Genomic DNA, 23744 nt, shown 5'->3' with positions numbered 1-23744 from the left:
GGGATGAAGCAGGGCCCAATAAAAATCCCCGCCAATTGGCGGGGATTTTTTTATGCCGTTATCAAGCGTGGCAGGCCAGCTTGAAGGGATAAGCAGGCGGGGAGGGGATGACTCTTCCCCGCCTGTTGCTAGCTGTGGGTGTTACCGGCGGTTAGTCGCGAGCCACCCGAAAGCGCACGCTGCGGGAGTGGCAGGGCGCCAGCTCGCCAAACTCGCCAGCAGCCAGCTCAAGGGGCAGGGGCTGCTCGTCCATCCGCACCGCTTGCCAGTCGCTCAAGGTGTGCTGGCTGGTCACTTTGCCACCCTCCTGCACCGCCTGTTCGCTCGGGTTGTAGACCCGGATCACCAGCGCCTCTTCATCCTCGGCTTTCTTCAGGGCACTCAGCACCGGACCGGAGGGATCCATGGAGAGCAGACTGAAGTGGAGCGGGGTGGTGAAGCTCGCCTTGTTGAGCTTCATGGCATCGAACGGGATCTTGTTGTAGCAGCGAACCGGGGTGAGGTAGCGGCGCGCCGCCTGCATCACGTTGGCGCTGATGTGATCGCCGGCAAACGCCAGCAGGCTGAAACGGCAGCTGAGTTTGCCACGCACCTGGGAGTCCGGGGTGGGCAGCTTGATGCCGGAGGGGCGACCCGGGCGCAGCAGCAGCTCCTCTTTACCGAGTACGCCGACCCCGCGCAGCAGGGTGAGTGCCAGGGTGTCGCACTGCTCACCGATCACTTCAAACTCGCGCAGACCGTCGCTCAGCACCGCCAGTCCCTGCTTGCCATCTTGCAGGGCGACGAAGTTCATCAGCTGCCAGACCGGAATGGGCGCCTCTTTCCACCCTTCCGTTTCCCAGTTCGCCATGGCGCTGTCGCGGGTGGGGCGGGTGATGCAGCCAAACTGGTTGTCAGAGACCACGGTGTCGCTCGGGAAGGGGGTGGGGATCAGCACTCGCACCCGATGATCATCGGCCTGATTGTCGAGCTCCAGCTCGATATCGATACGCGGGCTCTGGTGCGCCAGCGTAATGCGGCAGATGACATCGAGGTGGCCGCTGCACTGGCGGTTGGCACGCTCGGCGAGGTTGGCAGGCAAGGCCATACGCAGTTTGAGCGTAGCGATGCTCTGCCACGCCTGATGGGTGACCTCGCGAGTCACCGCAAACTCGGTGGAGTAGCGCAGCCACTCGTCCCGCGATGGTGAGTAGTCATACTCGTCACCATCATCGGAGCCCTCTTCCAGCGTGAGCACCTGATCAAAGGTGGTGCCGCGCAGCTTGTCCAGGATCTGCAAGGTGCCGTTGTCGTTGAGGGCGATGCGGTAAAAATCGTTCTCCAGCAGCTCGCCGTTGGCCGTCACCGGCTGCTCCAGTCCCGGCTGATTGCCCTCGATATGGAGAGTGCAGTAACCCATGGCCGGCAGGGGATGGCAGAGCTGGATGTCGTACTCCATAAAGGGGTCGTAGTTGCCGTAGTGAACGATCTGTCTGTCCACCAGACCCGGGTCAATCTCGCGTTTGGCGCGGATGAAGTAGGGGACCGGTTGGCCCGCCTCATCGCGCAGGGCAAAGGATTGGGCGCGAATGCGGATGCTGGTATTGATCACCTCCTGACGGGGGAAGGGCATCAGGTTGAACAGGCAGAGCTTGTCAGCCACCTGTACTCCGTCTTCGCACAGCGCCACCGGCATGTTGTCGACAATCTTGCGCATGTAGAAGCGGATCAGGTTCTCGGCCATGTCGTCGGCCAGAATGAAGCGGGTCATCACCTCCTGATGCACCTTGTCGCTGCAGCAGCAGCCGATGCTGTCGTGGGCGTGGTTCTTCATAATCTCCTTCCACATCTTCTCCAAAAGCCCGTGGTGGTACTCAAAGCCGAGCGCCCAGGCGATGCTCGCCAGCGGCTCGAGGATGTTGACGATCTTGTTCTCGATGGCGGCGTGGGCCAGCTTGATGTCCATCCGGGTGGAGGAGATGGTGCGGTGTACCCGCATGTATTTGCCGTCGTTGAACTCCCCCTTGAGGGTGGCCAGCTGGTCGCGGCACGCCTCGATGCGCTCGAAGACCTGCTCGAAGCGGCTCATGTGGAATTCACGCTGGGGGTAGATCTCGCGCAGCTTGTCGATGATGGCGAAGATGTTCTGTTGCAGCGGCATCTGATCGTGGCCGTTGGGCAGCAGGATATCCTGAGTGACCGAGGCCTTCTCCAGCACCTCGAAGTAGGATTCGAGCCGCTTGCGCAGCCCCGCCTCATCTTCCGGCAGGTATTTGCCGATGGCGTAGCCGAGCGGCAGTACCTGGGCGGTCACCTCGCTGCCATCGTTGCTCTGCCAGAGGAACTCGGTCTTGTCGGTACCGTGGCGCTCGGAGCAACCGCGCCAGAACATGGCCCGATCGATCCCGAAGCCGTTGAAGATGTGGGGTAGCTGGGAGGACATGCCGAACGAGTCGGGCAGGTAACCGATCTTCATCGGCTCGCCAAGGCTGAGGCAGTCGCGCATCCCGTAGAGCAGGTTGCGCAGGATGGACTCGCCGCTCACCTGCATGGTGTCGGTCTGGGTGTACCAGGGGCCGATGATGAGCTTGCCCGCTTCCACCAGCGCCTTCACCCGGGCCTTGTTCTCGGGCTGGATGGCGAAGTAATCCTCCAGCACCGCGGTCTGGCCGTCCAGCACATAGAACTTGTAGTCGGGGTCGGATTCAAGACGCGCCAGGATCTCCGCCATGTTGTTGATCAGCAGGATGCGGGACTCCTCGGTGGTGAAGTACCACTCCCGATCCCAGTGCATGTGTGGCGTGATGTGAACTCGTGAAACTGTCATGACAATGATCCTTTGCTGACGCACGGCGGCCCTTGCCTGCCGTGCGGAAAAATAGTCTGTTGAAAAAGTGGTGGTGAAGATGAGCCTTACTCTGCGGCGACCACCTGATAGGTGCCGCGCTGCATGGCGTGACTGCGCCAGCCGATCAGCACCACAGTGGAGATAAGGGTGCCCACCAGCGCCGCACCGAGCCAGACGGCGGCAGCCGTCAGGGCGCCATGGCCACCATCGTGGAGCATGAACAGGGAGAAGATGCCGGCCCCCGGGGTGGAGAGACCAATCCCCATGGCACCCACCATGGCGCCGGTGACCACCGAGCCTGCGAGGAAGGAGCCGATCACCCGGATTGGATCTTCGATCGCCATCGGAATGGCGCCCTCTGTGATCCCCGCCAGCCCCAATAGCCAGGTCGATTTGCCGGTCTCGATCTCGAAGGTCTGGAACAGGCGCGGCGCCAGCAGGGTGGAGAAGGTGACGGTAAAGGCCGAGACCATCTTGACCGCGCCGAAGATGGCGTAGGGGCCGTAGACCCCGTTGGCCATGGCGCCGAGGCAGAAGGCGTAGGCCGCCTTGTTGACCGGGCCACCCAGGTCAAACGAGCACATAAAGCCGAGCAGGGCGCCCAGTACCAGCGCATTGGTGCCGGAGAGGCCGTTGAGCCATTCGGTGAGGCTGTTGTTGAGCCAGGCTACCGGCTGGCCGATGACAAACAGCATCAGGCTGCCCGCCACCAGAGTGCCGATCACCGGATAGAGGTAAAAGGTGAGAAAGCCGTTGAAGTTGGGGCTAAGGCGCACATGCTGCTTGACCCAGCGCATCAGGTAACCGGCGATAAGACCACCGACCACGCCGCCGAGGAAGCCGGAGCCAATCATGTTGGCGGCCAGTCCCGCAGCAAAGCCCGGGCCCAGCGCCGGTTTGTCTGCCAGCGAGTAGGCGGTATAGGCCGCCAGCACTGGCACCATCAGGGTGCCCAGCATGCCACCGCCCAGCTTGCGGTACATCCAGAGCCAGGAGTTCTCGGTATCAAACAGATGCTGCAGGCCGAAGATCTGGGCCAGCAGCACAGAGACGGCGAGCACGGTACCGCCTGCCACGATCAGTGGCACGGCAAAGGAGATGCCGCTCAGCAGCGCCTGCTTGAGCTCGGTCTTGAGGCTCACCTTCTTGCCGGTCGGCGCGTCGCTCTGGCTGGGGTTTGGCGTCGGGGCGGTGCGACCGGCCTTGGCCGCTTCCAGCGCATCATTGAGGATCCGCTCGGCATGGCGGATGGGCTCGGCCACCGGCGTCTCGATCCGGGGGATACCGGCAAAACGCTCCTGCTCCTTGATGGCCACCTCGGCGGCGAAGATGCAGGCCACCGCAGCATCGAGTGATTCTTGCGGCAGGCGATCCTCGATGCCGTTGGCACCCTGCTTTTCGACCAGTACCCGAATGCCCAGCTTGCGCCCCGCCTTTTCCAGATACTCGGCAGCCATATAGGTGTGGGCGATCCCCGCCGGGCAGGCGGTGACACAGACCACTGTAGGTTGATTTGTATTTGATTTATCTTCTTTTTCTGGTTGCTTGCCACTATCCCCCTCACCATCAAGCAGTACCATCAGTTGCTCGGCACTTTGAGCCGCCAGCACCGCCTCGCGGGTATCGTCATCCACCAGGGCAGTGGTGAGGGTGGTGAGCAGTTGCATGTGGGTGGAGCCCGCCTGATCGGTCGGGATCGCCAGCATGAAGATCAGGTTGACCGGCTCGGGGCCGTCGATCCCCTCCCAGCCCAGCTCCTCGCTCAGGGTAGCGACGGCAAAGGCTGCTTCACGCACCGCATCACACTTGCCGTGTGGCACCGCCAGCCCTTCGCCAAGGGCGGTGGGGCCCTGCGCCTCGCGGGCCATGACCGCCGCCAGAAAGGCGGCCTTGTCGTGCAGCTTGCCGGCCTGATCGAGCCGATCAGCCAGGGCATGAATGGCCGCATCCCGATCGGCAAACCGGGTTTGCAACGTGATGAGATGGGGGCCGGTAAGACTGGTCAGATTCATGATGATCCTCTGTCAGGTTGGCTTGCCAGCAAGCCGTCATGGTGAAAGTGACAGCGATGCTAACAAACCGGTCGACTGATTTTTGTGAGTGGTATCATACAATTCGTTATTTGTATTGTTTTTGTATTGTTTGTTCGAGGTGATTTGTTAGGTCAAATGAGGCCGAGCCGTTTTGTCTGCCGGGCAACTGGGGTAGAATGGCGCCTCTTCCATTTATCATGGCGCAGAGCCGACGAGGTGGCCTTTCGTGTCGAAAAAACCTATGTATCGCCAGATAGCCGACACCATCACGCAGTGGATTGCGCAAGGGGAGCTGGCCCCCGGCGATGCCCTGCCCACGGAAGCCGAGTTGCGCGAGCAGTTCGGTGTGAGCCGGGTGACGGTGCGCCAGGCCCTCAAGCAGCTGACCGAACTCAACGTCATCGAGAGCATTCAGGGCAGCGGCAGCTATGTGCGGCAGGAGAAGGTGAACTACGACATCTATCAGCTCACCAGCCTCTATGAGAAGGTGACCGATCCGGCGGCCGAGACCCACAGCGACATTCTCGCCTTCGAGGTGATCAAGGCGAGCAGCGAGCTGGCCGAGCGGCTCAATCTGCTGGAAGGGGCGCTTGTCTACTACGTCAAGCGGGTGCGCTTTATTCGTCAGATCGCGGTAACGCTGGAGGAGACCTGGATGCCGCTCGCCCTCTTCCCCGACCTCAGCTATGCGGTGATGCAGGGCTCCAAGTACCACTACATCGAAGAGGTGAAGCAGCTGGTGATTGACCGCAGCGAGCAGGAGATCATTCCGGTGCTCCCCTCGGCGCAGGTGGTGGAGGCGCTCGGTATCGATCCCGCCAAGCCCATTATCGAGAAGGTCTCCCGCGGCTTCCTGCAAGATGGCACAGTGTTCGAGTTCAGTCGCAACTTCTTCAAGAGCGATGATTACAAGTTCACCCTGGTCGCCCGCCGCGCCAAGGGCTGAGCGGGCGCCAGCACCCGAGATGAAAAAGGCCACCACTGTGTTTGCGGTGGTGGCCTTTGTTTTTGGCTGATTGCCGGGCTGAATGGCAGATTGGCTGGTGGTTTGATGCAGCCGTTCTACTGCGCTGAGTCGTTGATAACTTTCTCGACCCGTACCTGCAGGCTCCCTTGCGCCAGAGTGGTGATGAGCTGATCGCCATTGTTGACCTGATCGGCGCGGCTAATGACCTCACCACGCGCGGTGCGGGTGATGGAGTAGCCGCGCCCCAGGGTGGCGAGCGGGCTCACCCCGTCGAGGCGGGCGCTGAGCATGGCGAGGCGGTGACTAGCAAGGTCTTGCCGTTTTGCAATCAGGGCATGAAGCCGCTCCTCGGCCAGCTGATGGCGGCGTTTGCCAGCTGCCAAGAGGCGCTCCGGACTCTTGCCCTGCAGGCGCAGTTCAAGGTTGGTGAGGCGCCGCTCACCCTGATGCAGCCGCTGGCGCAGCAGTTGCTGCAAACGGGTGGAGAGCTCGTCGAGTCGCTGGGATTGTTGCTCCAGCCGCCGCTTCGGATCCTGATGGTCGAGCCGCTTTTGCAGCAGGATGAAATCGTGGCGGGCGGCGGTCTGCTGGCGGCTCATCGCCTGCAGCAGTCGCTGCTTGAGGTGAACGAGACGCTGGGCTCGGGCGCTCTGATCCGGCGCCACCAGCTCGGCGGCGGCCGATGGGGTAGGGGCGCGCAAGTCGGCGGCAAAGTCGCTGATGGTGACATCCACCTCGTGGCCCACCGCGCTCACCACTGGTATGGCGGAGTGGGCAATGGCACGCGCCACAGCCTCTTCGTTAAAGCACCAGAGATCTTCGAGCGACCCGCCGCCGCGCCCTACGATCAGCACATCCACCTCGGCGCGCTGGTTCGCTTTGGCGATCGCCGCGACGATCTGGCTGATGGCGGCGCTCCCCTGTACCTGAGTCGGGTAGATAAAGACCGGTAGATCCGGCGCACGCCGTTTAAGCACCGTCAGCATATCGTGCAAAGCCGCACCGGTGGCGGAGGTAATGAGGCCTACCGCGCGCGGTTCGCGGGGCAGCGGCCGCTTGCGGCTCTCGTCAAACAGCCCCTCGGCGCCGAGGCGGCGCTTGAGCTCTTCAAAACGCAGCGCCAGCACGCCATCGCCTGCAGGTTGCATCGACTCGATGATCAGCTGGTAGTCGCCGCGCGGCTCATAGAGGGAAACTCGCGCCTGCACCAGTACCTGCATGCCATCCTGCGGGCGAAAGGCCACCCGCCGGTTGTTGCCCTTGAACATGGCGCAGCGCACCTGCGCCGATATGTCCTTAAGCGAGAAATACCAGTGGCCGGAGCTTGGCATCGCCAGGTTGGAGAGCTCGCCGGTCAGCCACACCAGCCCCAGATCTTGCTCCAGGATCATGCGCACGGCGCTGTTGAGGCGGGTGACGGTAAAGACCTGCTGTTGCCTGTTTTGGCCGGATTCGTTGCGATAGTTCAAGGCGGTTCCTGCGCACGGTTCCTCGCCAGCGAAGGCGGAGGAGAGAAACAATGTCGCCATCTTACCCCACTTCACCTCGTCCGCCGAGTCAATGGATCAGGTTGGTCACTCCTCCCTGCAAATCGGTGTTGCATGGAAATGAAAGCGCTATCAATCACATACAGCCAATAGCGAAGTCGATGGTGGTCACATTTTGCGCGCATTCGCCATGAATTGGTTATGGGGAACTCTAGACTGATCGGGCTCATCCGAAGGCGGGACTGTAGCGGATGGGGGAATGCCGGGGCACACCGGCATCACACACAAAACAATGAAAATAAAGGACTATCAATGGCTAGATGGATACTCGCGGCCGGATTGTTGGGAACCCTGATCACGGCGCCGACGTCGGCGGCGGAGTGGTTCTTCCGAGGCACCGCGAATGGATGGGCGGCGACCGCAATGACGTCGACGGACGGCGTCAATTTTGATACCTGCCAGCGCTTCGTGAGCGGGGATGCCAGCGGCGGCCCGCGCTTTAAGATAGACAGGTACGGCAACTGGCAGCAGAGCTACCCGGCGGCCGACTACGGGGTCAATGCCAACACGGCGTACCAGATCCGTATCAACGCCAGCACTCAGGCGGTGAGCGCGACGGCGGTGGCCAGTTGCGAGGCCTCGGGGTTTGCCAGCACCTTGCCGCAGCTCAACGTACGCGGCACCTTCAACGGCTGGGCCAGCCTCCCCATGACTCTGGTAGGGGATCACCTGTGGCAGGTGGAAGCCTACATGGATGGCAAGGCGAGCCAGCGCCTCAAGTTTGATCAGGCTGGCGACTGGGCCGTCAACTTTGGCGACAGCAACGGCGACGGCGTGCTTGAGAAAAGTGGCGGCGACATCTTCTGGAGCGCCGTGGGTACGGTGCGCATCCAGGTCAACGACCAGACCCTGGTCTACAGCATCACCCCCCTTGGGGATGACAACCAGCCGCCGCTCGCGGTCATCACCCCGGGGGGCACGGTGAATGTGACCCAGGGGGCGTCACTGACCTTGAGCGGCAGCGACTCTACGGATCCCGACGGCCAGATCACGAGCTATCTGTGGAGCAGCGGCGAGACCACGGAGAGCATCGTCGTCAGCACCACCCAGACCGGCAACTTCACCTATGGCCTCACGGTCACCGACGATCAGGGCGCCAAGGGCAGCAGCAGCGTGAGCGTGATGGTCGGGGCAGGACAGAGCAGCGACAGCTGGTACTTCCGGGGCACGACCAACAACTGGGGGCTCACCCCCATGACCAGCGAGGATGGTACCACCTTCTGCACCGAGCAGGCCTTTGGCAGCAACAACCCCCGCTTCAAGATTGACCACAAGGGGGATTGGACCGAGGCGTATCCGGCCCAGGATTACCTGGTCAGCGCCAACACCCGCTATCGCATCTGCTTTGACAGCCTGCGCAAGGCCATCGAGGTGGAGACGCTGGCCGGGGCCGATCTGCAGGCCCCCACGGTGACGGTCACCCCGGCCCCGGGGAGTTATCTGGACAACCAGTCCATCACCCTGGGGGTGAGCGACGATCAGGACAGCGCCCCCGCCGTGCATTTCACCACGGACGGCAGCCAGCCCACCACGGCGTCGGCCCGCTATGCAGGCCAGCCCCTGGTGGCGAGCGACAAGGGGAGCGGCACCGATCTGGTGATCCGCACCCTTGCCATTGACGCCAGCGGCAATCAGCGCGAGCAGCGCTTCGAGTACCGTATCGGCGAGCAGGGTGTGGCGAGCGGCGATTTTCGTGCCGAGAGCATCTACTTCCTGCTGACCGCCCGCTTCTATGATGGCGATGCCAGCAACAACTACCATAACCGGGATCGCTACAAGGCGGGGGATCCCCATTGGCGCGGCGACTTCAAGGGCTTGATCGCCAAGCTCGACTACATCAAGGATCTCGGCTTCACCGCCATCTGGGTGACGCCACCGGTGGAGAATCGCTCCGGCCTAGACTACCACGGCTACCACGCCTACGACTTCTACCGGGTCGATCCCCGTCTGGAGTCGCCGGGGGCGGGTTACCGGGAGTTCATCCAGGCGACCCACGCCAAGGGGCTCAAGGTGATCCAGGATGTGGTGCTCAACCACTCGAGCCAGTACGGCCTGCGCGGCAAGACCTGGATCGATCGCCTGCCCGTCAAATACTACGTACCGGCGGGGTCGAGCCAGGGGCTCATCAACAACGGCCCCTATCAGGGCAACCTCGGGGACTACGCTAGCGCCAACCGCTGTGACGACGACAACCCGGCGGCTCCCGACTGGTACAAGGCCCGCTGCCAGTCCGATCCGGCGGGCACCCAGCCTCTGGTGGACCCCAAGACAGGCGCCACCGTGCCGAGTGCTGGCTACAACCCCAACCGCTTCTTCGGCATCGACGCCCAGACCCTGGATCCCGCCTGGTATCACCTGGACGGTTTCATGTCAGGCGGTGACTGGGAGAGCCCGCTCGCCCTGCAGCGCAAACACATGGCGGGGGATTGCATCGATCTCGCCACCGGCAACCAGAACGTCAAGGACTACCTCAACGGCGCCATCCGCCAGTACCTCGACATGGGGGTTGACGCCATTCGCATCGATACCTTGAAGCACATCGAGCGGGACGAGCTGCTGACCTATGTCCACGACTGGCAGGCCCACAAGCCGGGGTTGTTCGTCTTTGGCGAGAACCTGGTCAAGGGCACCGGCTGGGGCTCTGAGCTGGCCAACGACAATGCCTCGGCGGTGATCCGTCCCTGGTGGTATACCCGCACCACGCCGAACCCGGCGGATCCCCGGGCAGGGGGCGATTCCGGCCTCTCTGTGCTGGACTTCTCCCTCTTCTCCACCTTCCGTGACAACGTCACCCGGGGGAGCTTTGGCGGGGTGGGCGGGATCTTTGCCATGGACTGGGTCTATGGGGATGCCACCAAGCTCATCACCTTCTTCCAGAACCATGACGTGGGGCCGGACAACGACTTCAAGTACCGCTACGGCGGGGAAGAGGGCAATGCGGCCATGACCTACAACCTGCTCTGGACGGCGCGGGGCATCCCGACCCTCTACTACGGGGAGGAGGTGATGTTCCAGGCGGGCAAGCCTCAGGATATCGACGGGGCCACCATGACGGTGGATCAGACTGGTCGTGCCTACTACGGGGAGGTGCTGGACAACCCGGCCACTCCGAGCCACCCGCTCTACCAGCACATCAAGCGCCTGAACCAGATCCGCAAGGCGGTGCCCGCCCTGCAGAAGGCGCCCATGAGCCAGGTGAACGAGTGGGGCAGCGGCATCAGCTTCGTGCGTGACCTGAGCGCTCAAGGCAGCTACGCTGCCGTGGGCCTCGCGGCCAGTTCGGCCCAGCAAATAAACCTGAGTGGCCTGAAGAACGGCACCTATACGGATGCGGTGACCGGCGCGAGTCAGAACGTCAGCAACGGCAGTCTGAGCTTTGCGGTGCCCGCCTATTCGGCACGGGTCTGGGTACTGAACGGCCCGGGCAAGGTGGGCGTTGACGGTAAATATCTCAAATAAGGAAAGCCTGTCACAGTGTGCAGCGAGTCGGCCTTGGGGCCGACTTTTTTATGCCGCATATCAAGGGATCGAGGGAGATGGACCAGACGGGGAAGGCAATAAGCAGTAGCGTCGACATCGCTTGGGAGCAAGCGGCATCCGAGGGTGGCTTGCTCTGTTATGGTGCTTTCGCCCCAAAGTGGTGCGCATCATCGACATTGGCAGCAGGAACCCACCTTGGAGAAATATGCCGTATCCACCCTATGCCCCTCCTGTGACGAGCATGATTCATGCTGCCATGTGGCACCATATCAACATGATCCACTTAATAACGGGCTTTAAAAGGGAAGATGGTGAGCTGCCTTCAGTGTGGCTGGTCAAACATGCTGATGCAGCCTGATGTTTGTCCCATGAATGGGTGTGTTGCTCCTGTCATAGGCAGAATGTCGGAATTTAAATTTGATTTTTCAGCTTATCCTGGATGCTTGTGTTGATTGGCGCTTTTTTTGCTGAGTCTTGTGATGTCGGCAGGGGGGACCGGCAGGGGAAATGGCCAGGGCGCCCGAGTATGCCGACCCCTTCGGCCCAGTGACTGGTGCCCTGATGTCACAGCAAACATGGAGAGGAGTCATATGGAGAGTGAAATGACCATGTCGCCCGTGCCGGCGACCAAAGCCCTGGCCCACACCCTCAAGGACGATGTTTACGGCATGGTGCTCGGGGTCATGTTTATCGCGGTCGGTCTCAACCTGCTCAAGTGTTCCGGCATGATCACCGGTGGCATCGCGGGCATCGCCCTGCTGCTCGCCCATGTCAGCAGTTTGCCCATCGGGGTTCTGTTCTTCATGGTCAACATGCCCTTCATGGTGTTTTGTTACTTCACTATGGGGCGCGCCTTCACCATCAAGACGCTGATCGTCAACGTTACCCTCTCGGCGGCCACCCAGGCGGTACCGCTGCTGCTGACGGTGAGCTATGTCCACCCACTGTTTGCCGCCTTGGTAGGGGGGACCTTTCTCGGCATGGGGGTGTTGTCTCTGGCGCGCCACAATGCCTCCGTAGGTGGCACCGGGGTGGTAACGCTCTGGCTGCAACGGCGCGTTGGCATCAACGCGGGAAAGAGCCAGATGGTGCTTGATGTGCTGGTGTTTGCACTCTCCCTGCTCACCTTGCCACTGCCCTTGCTGCTCTGGTCCACCCTGAGTGCGCTGGCGATGAACGCCATGCTGATGAATTGGCACAAGCCAGGTCGCTATCAGGGAAACTGAACACCCGGCTGCACATAATTGGATCATTGAAAATGCTGTTCCGGGAGGTTGGAGGGAGAAAGGGGCTCAACGACAAAAAAGATCATCTTGTCGTGAAAAAAGGCATGATTACAGCTGAATTTATTAGTTTTTTGCGCCGTTGGCCGCCTAAAAGAGGGCTATGCCATAAAAAATTCAAAAAACTTCTTTACCAGTGACCAATGCGTGAGTAAACTTCGTCGGCAATATTTTACACCCCCACTTCCTCAACGGTGAGATATTGCCATGCTCAGGATTGCCAAAGAAGCGTTAACCTTCGACGATGTACTGTTGGTTCCCGCCCACTCCGAAGTTCTTCCCAATACTGCCGATCTGCGTACCAAGCTGACCTCCGCCATCAGCTTGAACATCCCGATGATCTCCGCTGCCATGGACACTGTGACCGAAGCCCGTCTGGCTATCGCACTGGCCCAGGAAGGCGGTATCGGCTTTATCCACAAGAACATGTCCATCGAGCAGCAGGCTGCCGAAGTGCGCAAGGTCAAGAAGTACGAGAGCGGCGTGGTCACTGACCCCGTCACCGTACGCCCTGACATGACCATCGCCCAAATCAAGGAGCTGAGCCACAAGAATGGCTTCGCCGGTTACCCCGTGGTGACTGACGGCAATCAGCTGGTCGGTATCATCACCGGCCGTGACGTGCGCTTCGTGATTGACCTCTCCCAGACCGTTGAACAGATCATGACCCAGAAAGATCGTCTGGTCACCGTGCGTGAAGGGGCCCCTCGCGAAGAGGTGGTTGCCCTGATGCAAAAGCACCGTATCGAAAAAGTGCTGGTGGTGAACGCCGACTTCAAACTCAAGGGCATGATCACCGTTAAAGATTTCCAGAAAGCCGAGCGCAAGCCCCACGCCTGTAAAGATGACAAGGGTCGTCTGCGGGTCGGCGCTGCCGTCGGTGCCGGTGCCGGTAACGAAGAGCGCGTTGCCGCGCTGGTGGAAGCCGGTGTTGACGTGCTGCTGATCGACTCCTCCCACGGCCACTCCCAGGGTGTGCTGGATCGCATCAAAGCCACCCGCGAAGCCTATCCGGATCTGCAGATCATCGGTGGCAACGTGGCGACCGCCGCTGGCGCCAAGGCACTGGTTGCTGCCGGTGTCAATGCCGTCAAGGTCGGTATCGGCCCAGGCTCCATCTGTACTACCCGTATCGTGACCGGCGTGGGCGTGCCCCAGATCACCGCCATCTCCGACGCCGTTGATGCGCTGGAAGGCACTGGCGTTCCGGTTATCGCCGACGGCGGCATCCGCTTCTCCGGCGACATCGCCAAGGCCATCGCCGCGGGCGCCAGCTGCGTCATGGTCGGCTCCATGTTCGCCGGTACCGAAGAAGCGCCGGGCGAGATCGAGCTCTATCAGGGTCGCTCCTTCAAATCCTACCGTGGTATGGGTTCCCTGGGCGCCATGTCCAAAGGCTCCAGCGACCGCTACTTCCAGACCGACAACGCCGCTGACAAGCTGGTACCGGAAGGTATCGAAGGTCGCGTGCCTTATAAAGGTCGCCTCAAAGAGATCATCCATCAGCAGATGGGCGGCCTGCGCTCCTCCATGGGTCTGACCGGCAGCGCCACCATCGACGACATGCGCACCAAGGCTGAATTCGTGCGCATCTCCGGCGCCGGGATGAAAGAGTCCCACGTCCACGATGTGACCATTACCAAAGAAGCCCCCAACTATCGGATGGGCTGATAAAACGGGGCCCTGCGCCCCGTTTTTCCACCCTTTTTTTATCCCGTGCCCTTTGTGACAACATCAGCCTGATGCAGGAATAAAATGACTAAAGACATTCACCAGCACCGTATCCTTATCCTCGACTTCGGTTCCCAGTACACCCAGCTGATCGCCCGCCGCGTGCGCGAAATCGGCGTTTACTGCGAACTGTGGGCCTGGGACGTAACCGAAGAGCAGATCCGCGAATTCAATCCGAGCGGCATCATCCTCTCCGGCGGCCCCGAGTCCGTCACCGAAGCGGGCAGCCCGCGCGCCCCCGAGTATGTGTTCAACGCCGGTGTCCCTGTGTTCGGTATCTGCTACGGCATGCAGACCATGGCCGAGCAGCTGGGTGGCAAGGTGCAATCCTCCACCGAGCGTGAATTCGGTTACGCCAAGGTGGAAGTGCTGGGCGAAGCTGGCAAGAGCAGCGCCCTCTTGCGCAACATCGAAGATGCCATCGCCGACAACGGCAATGCCCTGCTGGATGTCTGGATGAGCCACGGTGACAAGGTCACCACCATTCCGGCCGACTTCACTACCATCGCCCGGACCCCGACCTGCCCCCACGCGGCCATGGCCAACGAAGCCAAGCGTTTCTACGGCGTGCAGTTCCACCCGGAAGTGACCCACACCCGTCAGGGTGCCCGCATGCTGGAGCACTTCGTCAAAGATATCTGCGGCTGCGAATGCCTTTGGACGCCGGCCACCATCATCGACGACGCTGTTGCCCGCATCCGCGAGCAGGTGGGTGACGATGAAGTGATCCTCGGCCTCTCCGGCGGTGTCGACTCCTCCGTGGTTGCTATGCTGGTGCACCGCGCCATCGGCGATCGCCTCACCTGCGTCTTCGTGGATAACGGCCTGCTGCGCCTGAACGAAGGCACCCAGGTGATGGAGATGTTTGGTGACCACTTTGGTCTGAACATCGTCAAGGTCGATGCCGAAGAGCGCTTCCTCTCTGCGCTGGCCGGTGTTGACGAGCCGGAAGCCAAGCGCAAGATCATCGGTCGCGTCTTCGTCGAAGTGTTTGACGATGAAGCGAAAAAGCTGAAAAACGCCAAGTGGCTGGCGCAAGGCACCATCTATCCGGACGTTATCGAATCCGCTGCCAGCAAGACCGGCAAGGCCCACGTCATCAAGTCTCACCACAACGTCGGCGGCCTGCCGGAAGAGATGAAGATGGGTCTGGTCGAGCCGCTGCGCGAGCTGTTCAAAGACGAAGTGCGCCGCGTCGGCCTCGAGCTGGGTCTGCCCTACGACATGCTCTACCGTCACCCGTTCCCGGGCCCGGGTCTGGGCGTGCGTGTCCTTGGCGAAGTGAAGAAAGAGTACTGCGATATTCTGCGCCGCGCCGATGCAGTCTTTATCGAAGAGCTGCGCAAAGCCGACCTCTACAACCAGGTCAGCCAGGCGTTCGCCGTGTTCCTGCCGGTGCGCTCCGTTGGCGTGATGGGCGACGGTCGCAAATATGACTGGGTCATTGCCTTGCGCGCTGTTGAAACCATCGACTTTATGACCGCCCACTGGGCTCACCTGCCGTACGACTTCCTCGGTCACGTGTCGAACCGCATCATCAACGAGATCAACGGTATCTCCCGCGTGGTGTATGACGTCTCCGGCAAGCCGCCCGCAACCATCGAATGGGAATAAGCGGCTCGCGCCGTTCTGCCCTTCGAGCATAAAAATGCAAAAAAGACGCCCTTGAGGCGTCTTTTCTTTTCTCAATCGTTTGCGCCACATATCTTCTTTTTTCGAGCAGCTTTTTCGCCACCTTGCCCCTGTCATATGTGACAGGGGCATTTTTGCCATCTCGCACTAGGCTCTCTCATGCCAATTGAGCCCGCTGTCAACTGCGGCTCGTGGCTGGGGGGAGGGCTGATCCAGTTGCAGATAGCTGCGCAAACGGGCCCATCGTCATCGCGCCAACCGGCAGTGACGATACCTCGGTGGAGACCGGAAACCACTTGAATCAACGGGGCGCAGCCCGAACGGCCAAACGAGTCGGGATCATAGAGCACGGAGAGTTTGATATGTCAGAACAAGCAGTGTTGGTGGGTGGATGGACCGCATATCACAAGCTGACCGCCGAGGATCAGGCGGTATTTGATCAGGCGCTGAAAGGATTTGTCGGGGTGCAATATGTACCCTTTGAAGTCTCCACCCAGGTGGTGGCTGGCACCAACTACCGCTTCAAGTGCAAGAGCACTGTGCCGCTTGCCAAACCGATCCATGGCGAAGCCGTGGTGCAGATCTTCAAATCACTGGACGGGGATGCCCATATCACCTCCATTACCCCGATTTGATTGGGTGGTGGGGCAAGGTGGGGAGGGGGAATAGCTTCCAACCTGTTTGCTCCAAAGCCTGAAAATAAGATAGACGCCTTAGGGCGTCTTTCTTATTACAGGAGTTTGCATGTCAATATTTTTCAGACAATAGAACTGTGGAGGAATGAAACTCATGTGACTGTTAATATGGGTAGATTTTTTGGTCGAAATGCAATCACCTCCTGATATAGGTCACACCATTTCCTCTACAAGTAGATAATTGATTTATATGTGAATAACATAGTGGCCTTCTAACTCGGAAGCATCAGAGGGCATCGTGGCGATTTTTGATATTGAGAAAGACGACTTACTCCGGCTCTCTGATACCCAGCTTGAAGAGTTAATAGCGCGCCTTGCCGAGGCGGAAATTGCAGCCCATGGTCATAGCCCTGCCTATGTACACTGGTCTGGCTCGATAAATGCTCCCGATGGCGGTATTGATGTTCATGTTCGAGTACCGGTCGAGCACATGAGCACGGGCTTTATTGAAAGACCTGATACGGTCTTTCAGGCCAAAATACACGGTATGCCGAAATCGGCAATCAGCAAGGAAATGGCCCCCGCAGGAAAATTATCACGCGCTATCGCAGAGCTAGCAGCAAAGGGTGGTAGCTATATCATCATTAGCTTAAGCGATGATTGCTCTCCTCCTATGAAACAGGATCGGCTCAAGGCCATGAAGGATGCAGTGAAGGATGATCCTCATCGCTCCAATATTCAGTTGGATTTTTACGACCGCTCGAAACTGGTGCAATGGTTGCGACAGCACCCATCAGTCATGCTCTGGGCCAAAAAAACGCTCGGGCAGGGATATTCTGGTTGGCAGCCATATGGGGCATGGAGCAATCCACCTCAGGGGTCAGAAGATACCTTGATTTCAGCTCCCGGGGTGACAATTACTCTGCCATCAGGAAAAGGGCAAAAACTAGCCATTCAGGACGCAATCGGGCCAATGCGTGAGCTGATTCGTTCAACCAATAAAGCTGTTCGGATTACGGGATTATCCGGTGTTGGAAAGACCCGAATTGTACAGGCTCTTTTCGATGAATCAGTCGGAGAAGATGCGCTCGATCGGACTATCGCAGTTTATGTTGATACCGGTGAAAACCCGGAACCCTCTGCAACAGCAATGTTGGATAGACTGATCGCTGAAGGACGACGGGCCATTATGATCCTCGATAATTGTCCTTCTGAATTGCACACTCTTCTAGCCAGTAAAGTAGCGGCCAAAGGTACGATCAGCCTTATTACCGTTGAGTATGACATTAGAGATGACAAGCCTCAGATCACAGAGGTCATCCAGATTGAAGCGGTGGGGCCTGAGGTTGCCGAACAGCTTGTTCTACGTCGTTTTCCCAATATCGATCGAAATAATGCCCGCCGAATAGCAGAGTTTGCTGATGGTAATGCGCGTGTTTCTCTGGCTATCGCTGAGAGAGTTGAGGAAGGTGAAAGTCTGGCCCAGCTTTCAGATGCACAGTTATTTAACCGTTTGTTTGAACAGCGAAACAATCCGGATGATAGTCTACGGGAGCAGGCTGAAATATTGTCTCTAGTCTATTCATTTTCGGTCTCAACGGCTGAGGAAGGACAAAACGAACTGGAAGTATTGGGTTCTATCTCGGGGTATTCTGTAAGCCAGTTGTTCCGAGCAACAAGCAAGTTGTCAGATCGCCATATCGTACAAAAGAGGGCCCATTGGCGGGCCATTTTGCCTCATGCCGTTGCCAATAGGCTGGCTGCATTGGCACTTGATAGCATTCCAGTTGATCAACTCAGGGCGACCTTTGAAGCCACCGGTCGTCAACGTTTACTCATGTCTTTCGCGCACAGGTTAGGGCTGTTGCACGACCACACCGTTGCGAAAGAAATTGTTGAGTGTTGGCTTCAGCCTGACGGGTTATTGGGACGGTTAACAGAATTAAGCGATATATCTGACAGAATACTGAATTATATCGCACCGGTTGCTCCAGAAGCATTGCTAGACAGAATTGAAACTGTTCTTATTGCTTCTGATTTTGAAGGCATGATGCCAGGTTATAATCCTCGTCGAACATCAATTATCAATCTTTTGCAGTTACTGGCATATGAATCGAAAGCCTTCGAGCGGTGTATCAGACTTCTCATTCAATTAGCGGACTATGAAGAGGAATGCAATGATAACAACTCGGTGAGAAATCAGATTACACAATTTTATCAAGCATATCTGTCAGGTACGCATGCTTCCTTATCGCAACGTATTTCATTTATGAATGAATGTCTTACATCAGGCGTTGCTCGACGTAGAGCATTGGGTTTCAGGATGCTTTCGACTGCCTTAGAGGCTCATTGGACTTGCTTTGGAATGAATGAGTTTGGTGCTCGGCCAAGAGACAATGGATTTAACCCCAGTCAGGATGAATTATCTGAGTGGCGCCAAGCTTTTATCGATATTGCAGTCAAATTGGGCACTTCCAGAGATCCAAATCTTGAAAGCTCTGCGCGGAATATCCTAGCAAATGCATTTCGTGATATGTGGGGTGAAGAAGCGATGAGAATCGTATTAGTCGATGCTGCGTACAAGTTACACGCTCATTACCCTTGGGGGGAAGGTTGGATTGCAATTCGTTCAACAATCTATTTTGACCATATCAATCTAGAAGGTGAGAGTGATGTCGAACCTCTACCAGACAATCTTGCTGCATTGGAGAGGGCGCTGAGGCCCCAAGGTTTGGTTCCAAATATCATGATTTATGTACTAAGTCCGGAACTTGATTCTTGTGTGCAAGAAACTGATTTTGAATATAGTGACACCGATGTATTTCAAGAATCTGAGAATCAACTTGAAGCAAGGGCATTTAGGCTGGGTGAGGCGTTTGCTGCATCTGAATATGGGCTAAATGAGCTATGTCCTAAGCTGTTTTCCAACGATTGGCTGCCATACCGCATTTCATTCGGGAGAGGGTTGGCAAGAGGAGCCCATGACTTACAAGCTGGTTGGTTGAAACTTGTTGAGCAACTCGAAAAGCAGCCTGAAACTTGCAGGGATTTTGCTGTCTTTGGCGGTTTCATCGGAGAGGTTGAATCTATCAATCCATCGCTAGCTGAGGAGATGCTTGAGTATTGTGCCCAACATCCTGATCTTAGACGCGTGTTGGTGGGTCTACATTCTCAGCGGAAGTTCACAGAAACTGATCTAAACCGTTGTATGGTACTTCTGGATGATGTTGATATTCCTCTCAGCATGTATGGGCCAATCCTTTGGCAGGATAAGTATGCTCATTTGCCCAGAGAGCGCGTTCTTGATCTTGCTCTACAGCTTCTAAGTAAACCTAACGGTGATGATGTTGTTGTGTATGCTCTAAGCATTAGATTACGTGATAAAGAACGTGATAGGGATGTTCTCGGAACTGATCTTCGGCGGATAGGTCTAAGGGCTGCAATCCAGATTATTACAAGAAAACACCATAACTATAGTGGGTCTTTTGATTATCGTATGGATCTAGTTATTCAGGCTGCACTGCGTTTTGATGGTAATGAGGCTGAAAAGCTGGAGTGGTTGGACACGATCTTTGCTGTTGTTGAGAAGCACCATGGCTACATTCATGCTTTCAACCGTGCCATTAATACAACAGCGGGATTGATGCCAGAAGCATTTCTCAATCGTATTTTGGAGGGTACGGAAGAACAACAACGTAGGCGGTTGTTTTTTATCCGCCATAGAGGATTGCTACAGTCTCCTCTCTCCAAGATCGATATGGATGTATTGATAGAGTGGTGCCGAGCTAGAGACAATATAAATGCATGGGAGTCTGTGGCTGCTGGTATTAATTTGTGGAAGAAGAATGAAGAGGTTGAAGAACTTGAGATGTCAGAGTTAGCTCTCAGGCTGCTTGAGGCATCTCCTTCCCCTGCTATTGTTCTGGAAATATTCGCCGAGCGTGTCACTCCTTCATCTTATTCTGGCAGTCTAGCCGAAGTAATGCAGTCCAGAGAGAAGGCTATTCGTAAGTTGGTTGAACATGAAAGAGCAGATATTTCGACTGCGGCTCAAAGAGTTTCTGCAAACTTGATTCAGCTAATCGAGCGCCAGAAAGAACGAGAGCTGCGGGAGGATATGGAACACGAGCAGCGGTTTGAATAAGAACTGTCTGTTTCAAGTCCTAGGGTGCAATGAAATTGCACCTCTACTTTTGTTCCTCATACCTTGCACAAAAGCCGCTCGGCAAACGGTGCAATGCGCTGCGCTTATTGCACCCTACGTCTCTTCGTCAATTCGCTGGGGGGCGGCTGAGCGCTGAGTCTTGCCAAAGCAACAAAAGGGGCGATTTGCGCCCCGATTCTTCTGATCTCCCCGCTTTATATCGCCGCACGCTGTCTGGCGTAGCCTGATTGTCTGCTGACTTATTACCAAAATTCCTGTTTTCCTCATCAGGCGGGCTGAAAAAAGCCACCTTTACTCATACCTCGCCGCTTCCCAGGCGTGTATCGCCTGTTTACGGGTCTCGCCCCAGTGATAGCCGCCGAGTTTGCCGTTTTGCTGGATGACCCGGTGACAGGGGATCATCAAGGCGACGGGGTTGGCGCCCACCGCCAACCCCACGGCGCGGGCGGCTTTGGGGTTGCCGACGGCGCTCGCCACTTGGGCGTAGCTCACCACCTTGGCGGGCGGGATCTGCAGCAGCGCCCGCCAGACGCTGATCTGAAAGTTGGTACCGCTCACGTGCAAGGAGATGGGGCGATCAGGCGCCTTGCTGCCATCGAACATGGTGTTGATGACGTTCTGGGTGCGTGATGGCGCTTCTTGCAGCCTTGCCTCAGGCCAGTTATGGGCGAGGGCGGCCAGCGGCACCTCTGGGGCCTTTTCATCGAGAAACGAGAAGTTGCACACCCCCCGTTGGGTCAGGGCGACGAATGCCTGACCAAAGGGGGTGTCGTGCACCCCGTGATCGATAACCAGCCCGGCCCCGCGCTGTTTGTACTCGCCCGGCGTTACCGCTTCGAGCTGCACGAAGTGATCGTAGAGCCGCGAGCCGCTGCTAAGGCCCAGGGTATCGGCCACCTCCAGCAGCGGGCGCGACTCCTGCAACAGCGCCTTGGCCCGCTCCAGGGTCAGCACTTGCAGATAGCGTTTGGGCGTCACTCCGGCCCAGCGGCTGAACAGCCGCTGGAAGTGAAAGGGACTTAAGTGAACGTGCGCCGCTATCTCGTCCAGAGTGGGCTGACGCTCCACCTGACTTGCGATAAAACGGATGGCATCGGCGATGCGGGCGTAATCAGACATAAGGCGCTCTCACGATAAGGTTTCGGTCGCAGGATCTTTGGGGCGACAAGGTCATGTGCGACAAATTGATACCCCACCATCGGCCAGCAGGGCAATGCCGGTGGTAAAGCTGGATGCATCGGACGCGAGATAAAGGGCCGAGCGGGCGATCTCCTCCGGTTGGGCCAGCCGTTTGAGGGCATGCATATTCTGCACAAAGGCGAGGCTCTCTGGCGTATTGGCAAAAGCCCGTCCCATGGGGGTGTCGGTGCCCCCCGGCAGCAGGGCGTTGACCCGAATCCCTTGTGCCCCATACTCGGCGGCCAGCACCCGGGTCATGCCAATGAGGCCCGCTTTGCTCGCCGCATAGGCCGCCATACCGGGCAGCCCCAGGGTATGGCCGACAAAGGTGGAGGTAAAGATAAGCGAGCCGCCGCCGCGCGCCTGCATGGCGGGGATCTGGTACTTGGCTCCCACAAAGGCGCTGGTGAGGTTGGTATCCAGAATTTCCTGCCACTGCGTCAGCTCAAGCTGCTCTACGCTGCCCGGCGTGCCTGTGGTACCTGCGTTGTTGAAGGCGATATCTAGCCCGCCGAAACGGGTTAGCGCGAGATCAACAAGGTCGCGGGCGTAACTCTCGCTTTTCACATCTCCCGCCAGACTCACCGCCTGGCCCCCCTCGTGGCGGATCTCCTCCACCAGCAGATCCAGCTCGGGCTGGCGGCGGGCGCCGACGACGACGCTTGCTCCCTCCCGGGCAAACAGGATGGCGCTGGCGCGACCGATGCCGGAGCTGGCGCCGGTGATAATGGCGACCTTGTTGGACAGTAATGACATGGCAGTTCCCTCGCAGGTGTGTTGTGCGCCAGCTAAGTGGTACACAGGGTTGGCTGTGGGTTGGAACTCCAATAGGTTCCAACCGACTTGGGTTTGGCCCCCACTATGGCAACCACTCCTCGCTGGAACGACCCGAATCTTGCTCTCTTTCTCTCCAACTTGTTTTGCTACATGTCGATACAGGCCTTTGCGGCAACAAAAGGGGCGAACTGCGCCCCGAATTCTTTATAATGCCCCCCTTTAAAACCGCCGGCTCCAGGTGCGGCGCGCCCTGTGTGCTGCAGTGAGGGGCGAGAGCCCCGGCGCCATGGTGGCTGCGTGCATCATCAAGCCCGCCTGGCAGGGCATTGACGGCGATTGCAATCAACAGACACGCTCCTGGATCAATAGCCCGTCATCTCCAGATAGCCGACCCCCTTGGCATCCCCCGAGACAGAGACCGCCCCCTCCCAGTAGTCAAAGCGACCTGTCATGGCCTGATTGGGCTGACGGGCTTTGATGGTGAGGTTCATTCCGGCGGCGTTTAGCTGCCACTCGACGGGGTAATTCTGCCCCTTGGGGCCGCGCCAGGTGTTGCCCGGCGTAAGGCGAATCGCGTCGGGTGCGAGCACCCGGCTGCTGCCATCCCGCTCAATCAAGATGCCGTAGCGGTTCTCGGGCTCTGCGCGTCCCGATTTGGTGCGCAGGCGAAACAACATCAGCTCGCGCCCATCGTTCAACTGGAGCGAAAACCAGTCCCAGCCCGATTGCCATTCGGCCAATACCGAGCTGCTCCACTCGTGATCAAACCAGCCTTGTCCGCTGACGGTGCGGGTCTCGCCATCGCGAGTCAGGATGCCTCGAAGAGTGAGGCGCGGGTAGGAGTAGTAAAAGGAGGCGTTGCCCGGGCTCTTCTCGCTATAACCGACCTTGCCTTGCAGCACCAGCGGCTTGGCAGCAGTGACGGTGAGGTTCAGCTCGCCAATCTTGCTCTGCACCTTGAGGGTGGCGGGGAACAGCGCAGCCCCTTGCGAGGCAAGCCGCCACTCCCTTAGCCAATATTGACCGCCGCTGGCCCCCGCCAGTCCCGGCCCCTGCCGACTGGCCCGTTCATCTTGCTGGTGGCTGCCACGGTCGAGATCCGTGATGGCAAATTGGGCCAGCCAGAGCTGTGGGGTGAGCCAGGGGTTGCTGGTGCGAAGTGCTTGTTCGATCCCTTGGCGAAACAGGGTCCACTGCATGCCATATTCACGCCCCTGTTCATCCTTGAGATTGCCGGTGAGATACCACCACTCGGAGCGGTAATCGGGGTGGGCGGCGTGATCCTCCGGCAGTTTGATGGTTTGCCCCGGCTGCACCTTTTTAAAACTGTCGCTGCCGCCACCGAGCAGGGCGCCCAGATCGCTGGCCTGCGCGCTGCCAATCATGGCAATCAGTGGGAGCAAGAGGGTGGCGAGCCACAGGGGCCGTAAGGAGGACAAGATCCCCCTCACCCTGGCCCTCTCCCGAAGGGAGAGGGGATGGTTCAAT

Annotated in this window: 13 protein-coding genes; 7 read left to right on the top strand and 6 right to left on the bottom strand. The window is 58.5% G+C overall.

Going from position 1 to position 23744, the window contains the following annotated elements:
• Positions 1–151 precede the first annotated feature (151 nt).
• Positions 152–2806 (bottom strand): mannosylglycerate hydrolase, encoded by a 2655-nt coding sequence (mngB, locus tag G5137_RS01415; protein WP_421254803.1) that lies wholly within the window; start codon positions 2804–2806, stop codon positions 152–154.
• A gap of 86 nt (positions 2807–2892) precedes the next feature.
• Entirely contained in the window at positions 2893–4839 is a 1947-nt protein-coding gene (gene mngA / locus G5137_RS01410) for a PTS 2-O-a-mannosyl-D-glycerate transporter subunit IIABC (protein ID WP_421254802.1), read from the bottom strand.
• Between the two features lie 247 nt (positions 4840–5086).
• On the opposite strand from mngA, the gene G5137_RS01405 reads away from it, so the two are divergent.
• Entirely contained in the window at positions 5087–5806 is a 720-nt protein-coding gene (locus G5137_RS01405; protein ID WP_421254801.1) for a GntR family transcriptional regulator, read from the top strand.
• 116 nt (positions 5807–5922) lie between these two features.
• On the opposite strand, the gene xseA is transcribed toward G5137_RS01405, so the two are convergent.
• Entirely contained in the window at positions 5923–7296 is a 1374-nt protein-coding gene (xseA, locus tag G5137_RS01400; protein WP_421208516.1) for an exodeoxyribonuclease VII large subunit, read from the bottom strand.
• Positions 7297–7626: 330 nt separating this feature from the next.
• Between xseA and G5137_RS01395 the strand changes: the two genes are divergently transcribed.
• From G5137_RS01395 to G5137_RS01370, 6 genes are all read left to right on the top strand, one after another.
• Entirely contained in the window at positions 7627–10833 is a 3207-nt protein-coding gene (locus G5137_RS01395) for an alpha-amylase family glycosyl hydrolase (RefSeq protein ID WP_227340721.1), read from the top strand.
• Positions 10834–11456: 623 nt separating this feature from the next.
• On the top strand, positions 11457–12080 hold the full coding sequence (locus tag G5137_RS01390; RefSeq protein WP_100654792.1) for a YitT family protein: 624 nt from the start codon (positions 11457–11459) through the stop codon (positions 12078–12080).
• Between the two features lie 264 nt (positions 12081–12344).
• Positions 12345–13808, top strand: coding sequence for an IMP dehydrogenase (gene guaB, locus G5137_RS01385; RefSeq protein WP_041207517.1), 1464 nt, complete (start codon positions 12345–12347; stop codon positions 13806–13808).
• A gap of 84 nt (positions 13809–13892) precedes the next feature.
• The gene (gene guaA, locus G5137_RS01380) at positions 13893–15482 is read left to right on the top strand and encodes a glutamine-hydrolyzing GMP synthase (protein ID WP_042032353.1); all 1590 of its coding nucleotides are present in this window, start codon (positions 13893–13895) and stop codon (positions 15480–15482) included.
• Positions 15483–15862: 380 nt separating this feature from the next.
• Complete coding sequence (locus G5137_RS01375; RefSeq protein WP_005337011.1) at positions 15863–16135, top strand: hypothetical protein; 273 nt, start codon at positions 15863–15865, stop codon at positions 16133–16135.
• Positions 16136–16433: 298 nt separating this feature from the next.
• Positions 16434–20279 (top strand): hypothetical protein, encoded by a 3846-nt coding sequence (locus G5137_RS01370; RefSeq protein WP_421254800.1) that lies wholly within the window; start codon positions 16434–16436, stop codon positions 20277–20279.
• A 312-nt stretch (positions 20280–20591) separates the two neighbouring features.
• Here the strand turns inward: G5137_RS01370 and G5137_RS01365 are convergent, their stop codons facing one another.
• The 3 genes from G5137_RS01365 to G5137_RS01355 form a co-directional block, all read right to left on the bottom strand.
• Positions 20592–21419 (bottom strand): bifunctional transcriptional activator/DNA repair enzyme AdaA, encoded by an 828-nt coding sequence (locus G5137_RS01365; protein ID WP_421254799.1) that lies wholly within the window; start codon positions 21417–21419, stop codon positions 20592–20594.
• A gap of 51 nt (positions 21420–21470) precedes the next feature.
• Complete coding sequence (locus G5137_RS01360; RefSeq protein WP_421254798.1) at positions 21471–22235, bottom strand: SDR family oxidoreductase; 765 nt, start codon at positions 22233–22235, stop codon at positions 21471–21473.
• 383 nt (positions 22236–22618) lie between these two features.
• Entirely contained in the window at positions 22619–23659 is a 1041-nt protein-coding gene (locus G5137_RS01355; RefSeq protein WP_421254877.1) for a lipocalin-like domain-containing protein, read from the bottom strand.
• Positions 23660–23744: the final 85 nt, after the last annotated feature.

Source organism: Aeromonas sp. 600282, from assembly GCF_049175755.1.
Classification (GTDB): Bacteria; Pseudomonadota; Gammaproteobacteria; order Enterobacterales; family Aeromonadaceae; genus Aeromonas; species Aeromonas veronii_A.
The sequence above is the reverse complement of the archived record's forward strand: the minus strand, read 5'-3'. Positions and strand labels throughout refer to the sequence as shown.

Excerpts from the sequence above, each read along its gene's own strand:
- mngB (WP_421254803.1), bottom strand. The coding sequence starts at position 2,806 with ATGACAGTTTCACGAGTTCACATCACGCCACACATGCACTGGGATCGG.
- mngA (WP_421254802.1), bottom strand. The coding sequence starts at position 4,839 with ATGAATCTGACCAGTCTTACCGGCCCCCATCTCATCACGTTGCAAACC.
- G5137_RS01395 (WP_227340721.1), top strand. The coding sequence starts at position 7,627 with ATGGCTAGATGGATACTCGCGGCCGGATTGTTGGGAACCCTGATCACG.
- G5137_RS01390 (WP_100654792.1), top strand. The coding sequence starts at position 11,457 with ATGACCATGTCGCCCGTGCCGGCGACCAAAGCCCTGGCCCACACCCTC.
- guaB (WP_041207517.1), top strand. The coding sequence starts at position 12,345 with ATGCTCAGGATTGCCAAAGAAGCGTTAACCTTCGACGATGTACTGTTG.
- guaA (WP_042032353.1), top strand. The coding sequence starts at position 13,893 with ATGACTAAAGACATTCACCAGCACCGTATCCTTATCCTCGACTTCGGT.
- G5137_RS01375 (WP_005337011.1), top strand. The coding sequence starts at position 15,863 with ATGTCAGAACAAGCAGTGTTGGTGGGTGGATGGACCGCATATCACAAG.
- G5137_RS01365 (WP_421254799.1), bottom strand. The coding sequence starts at position 21,419 with ATGTCTGATTACGCCCGCATCGCCGATGCCATCCGTTTTATCGCAAGT.
- G5137_RS01360 (WP_421254798.1), bottom strand. The coding sequence starts at position 22,235 with ATGTCATTACTGTCCAACAAGGTCGCCATTATCACCGGCGCCAGCTCC.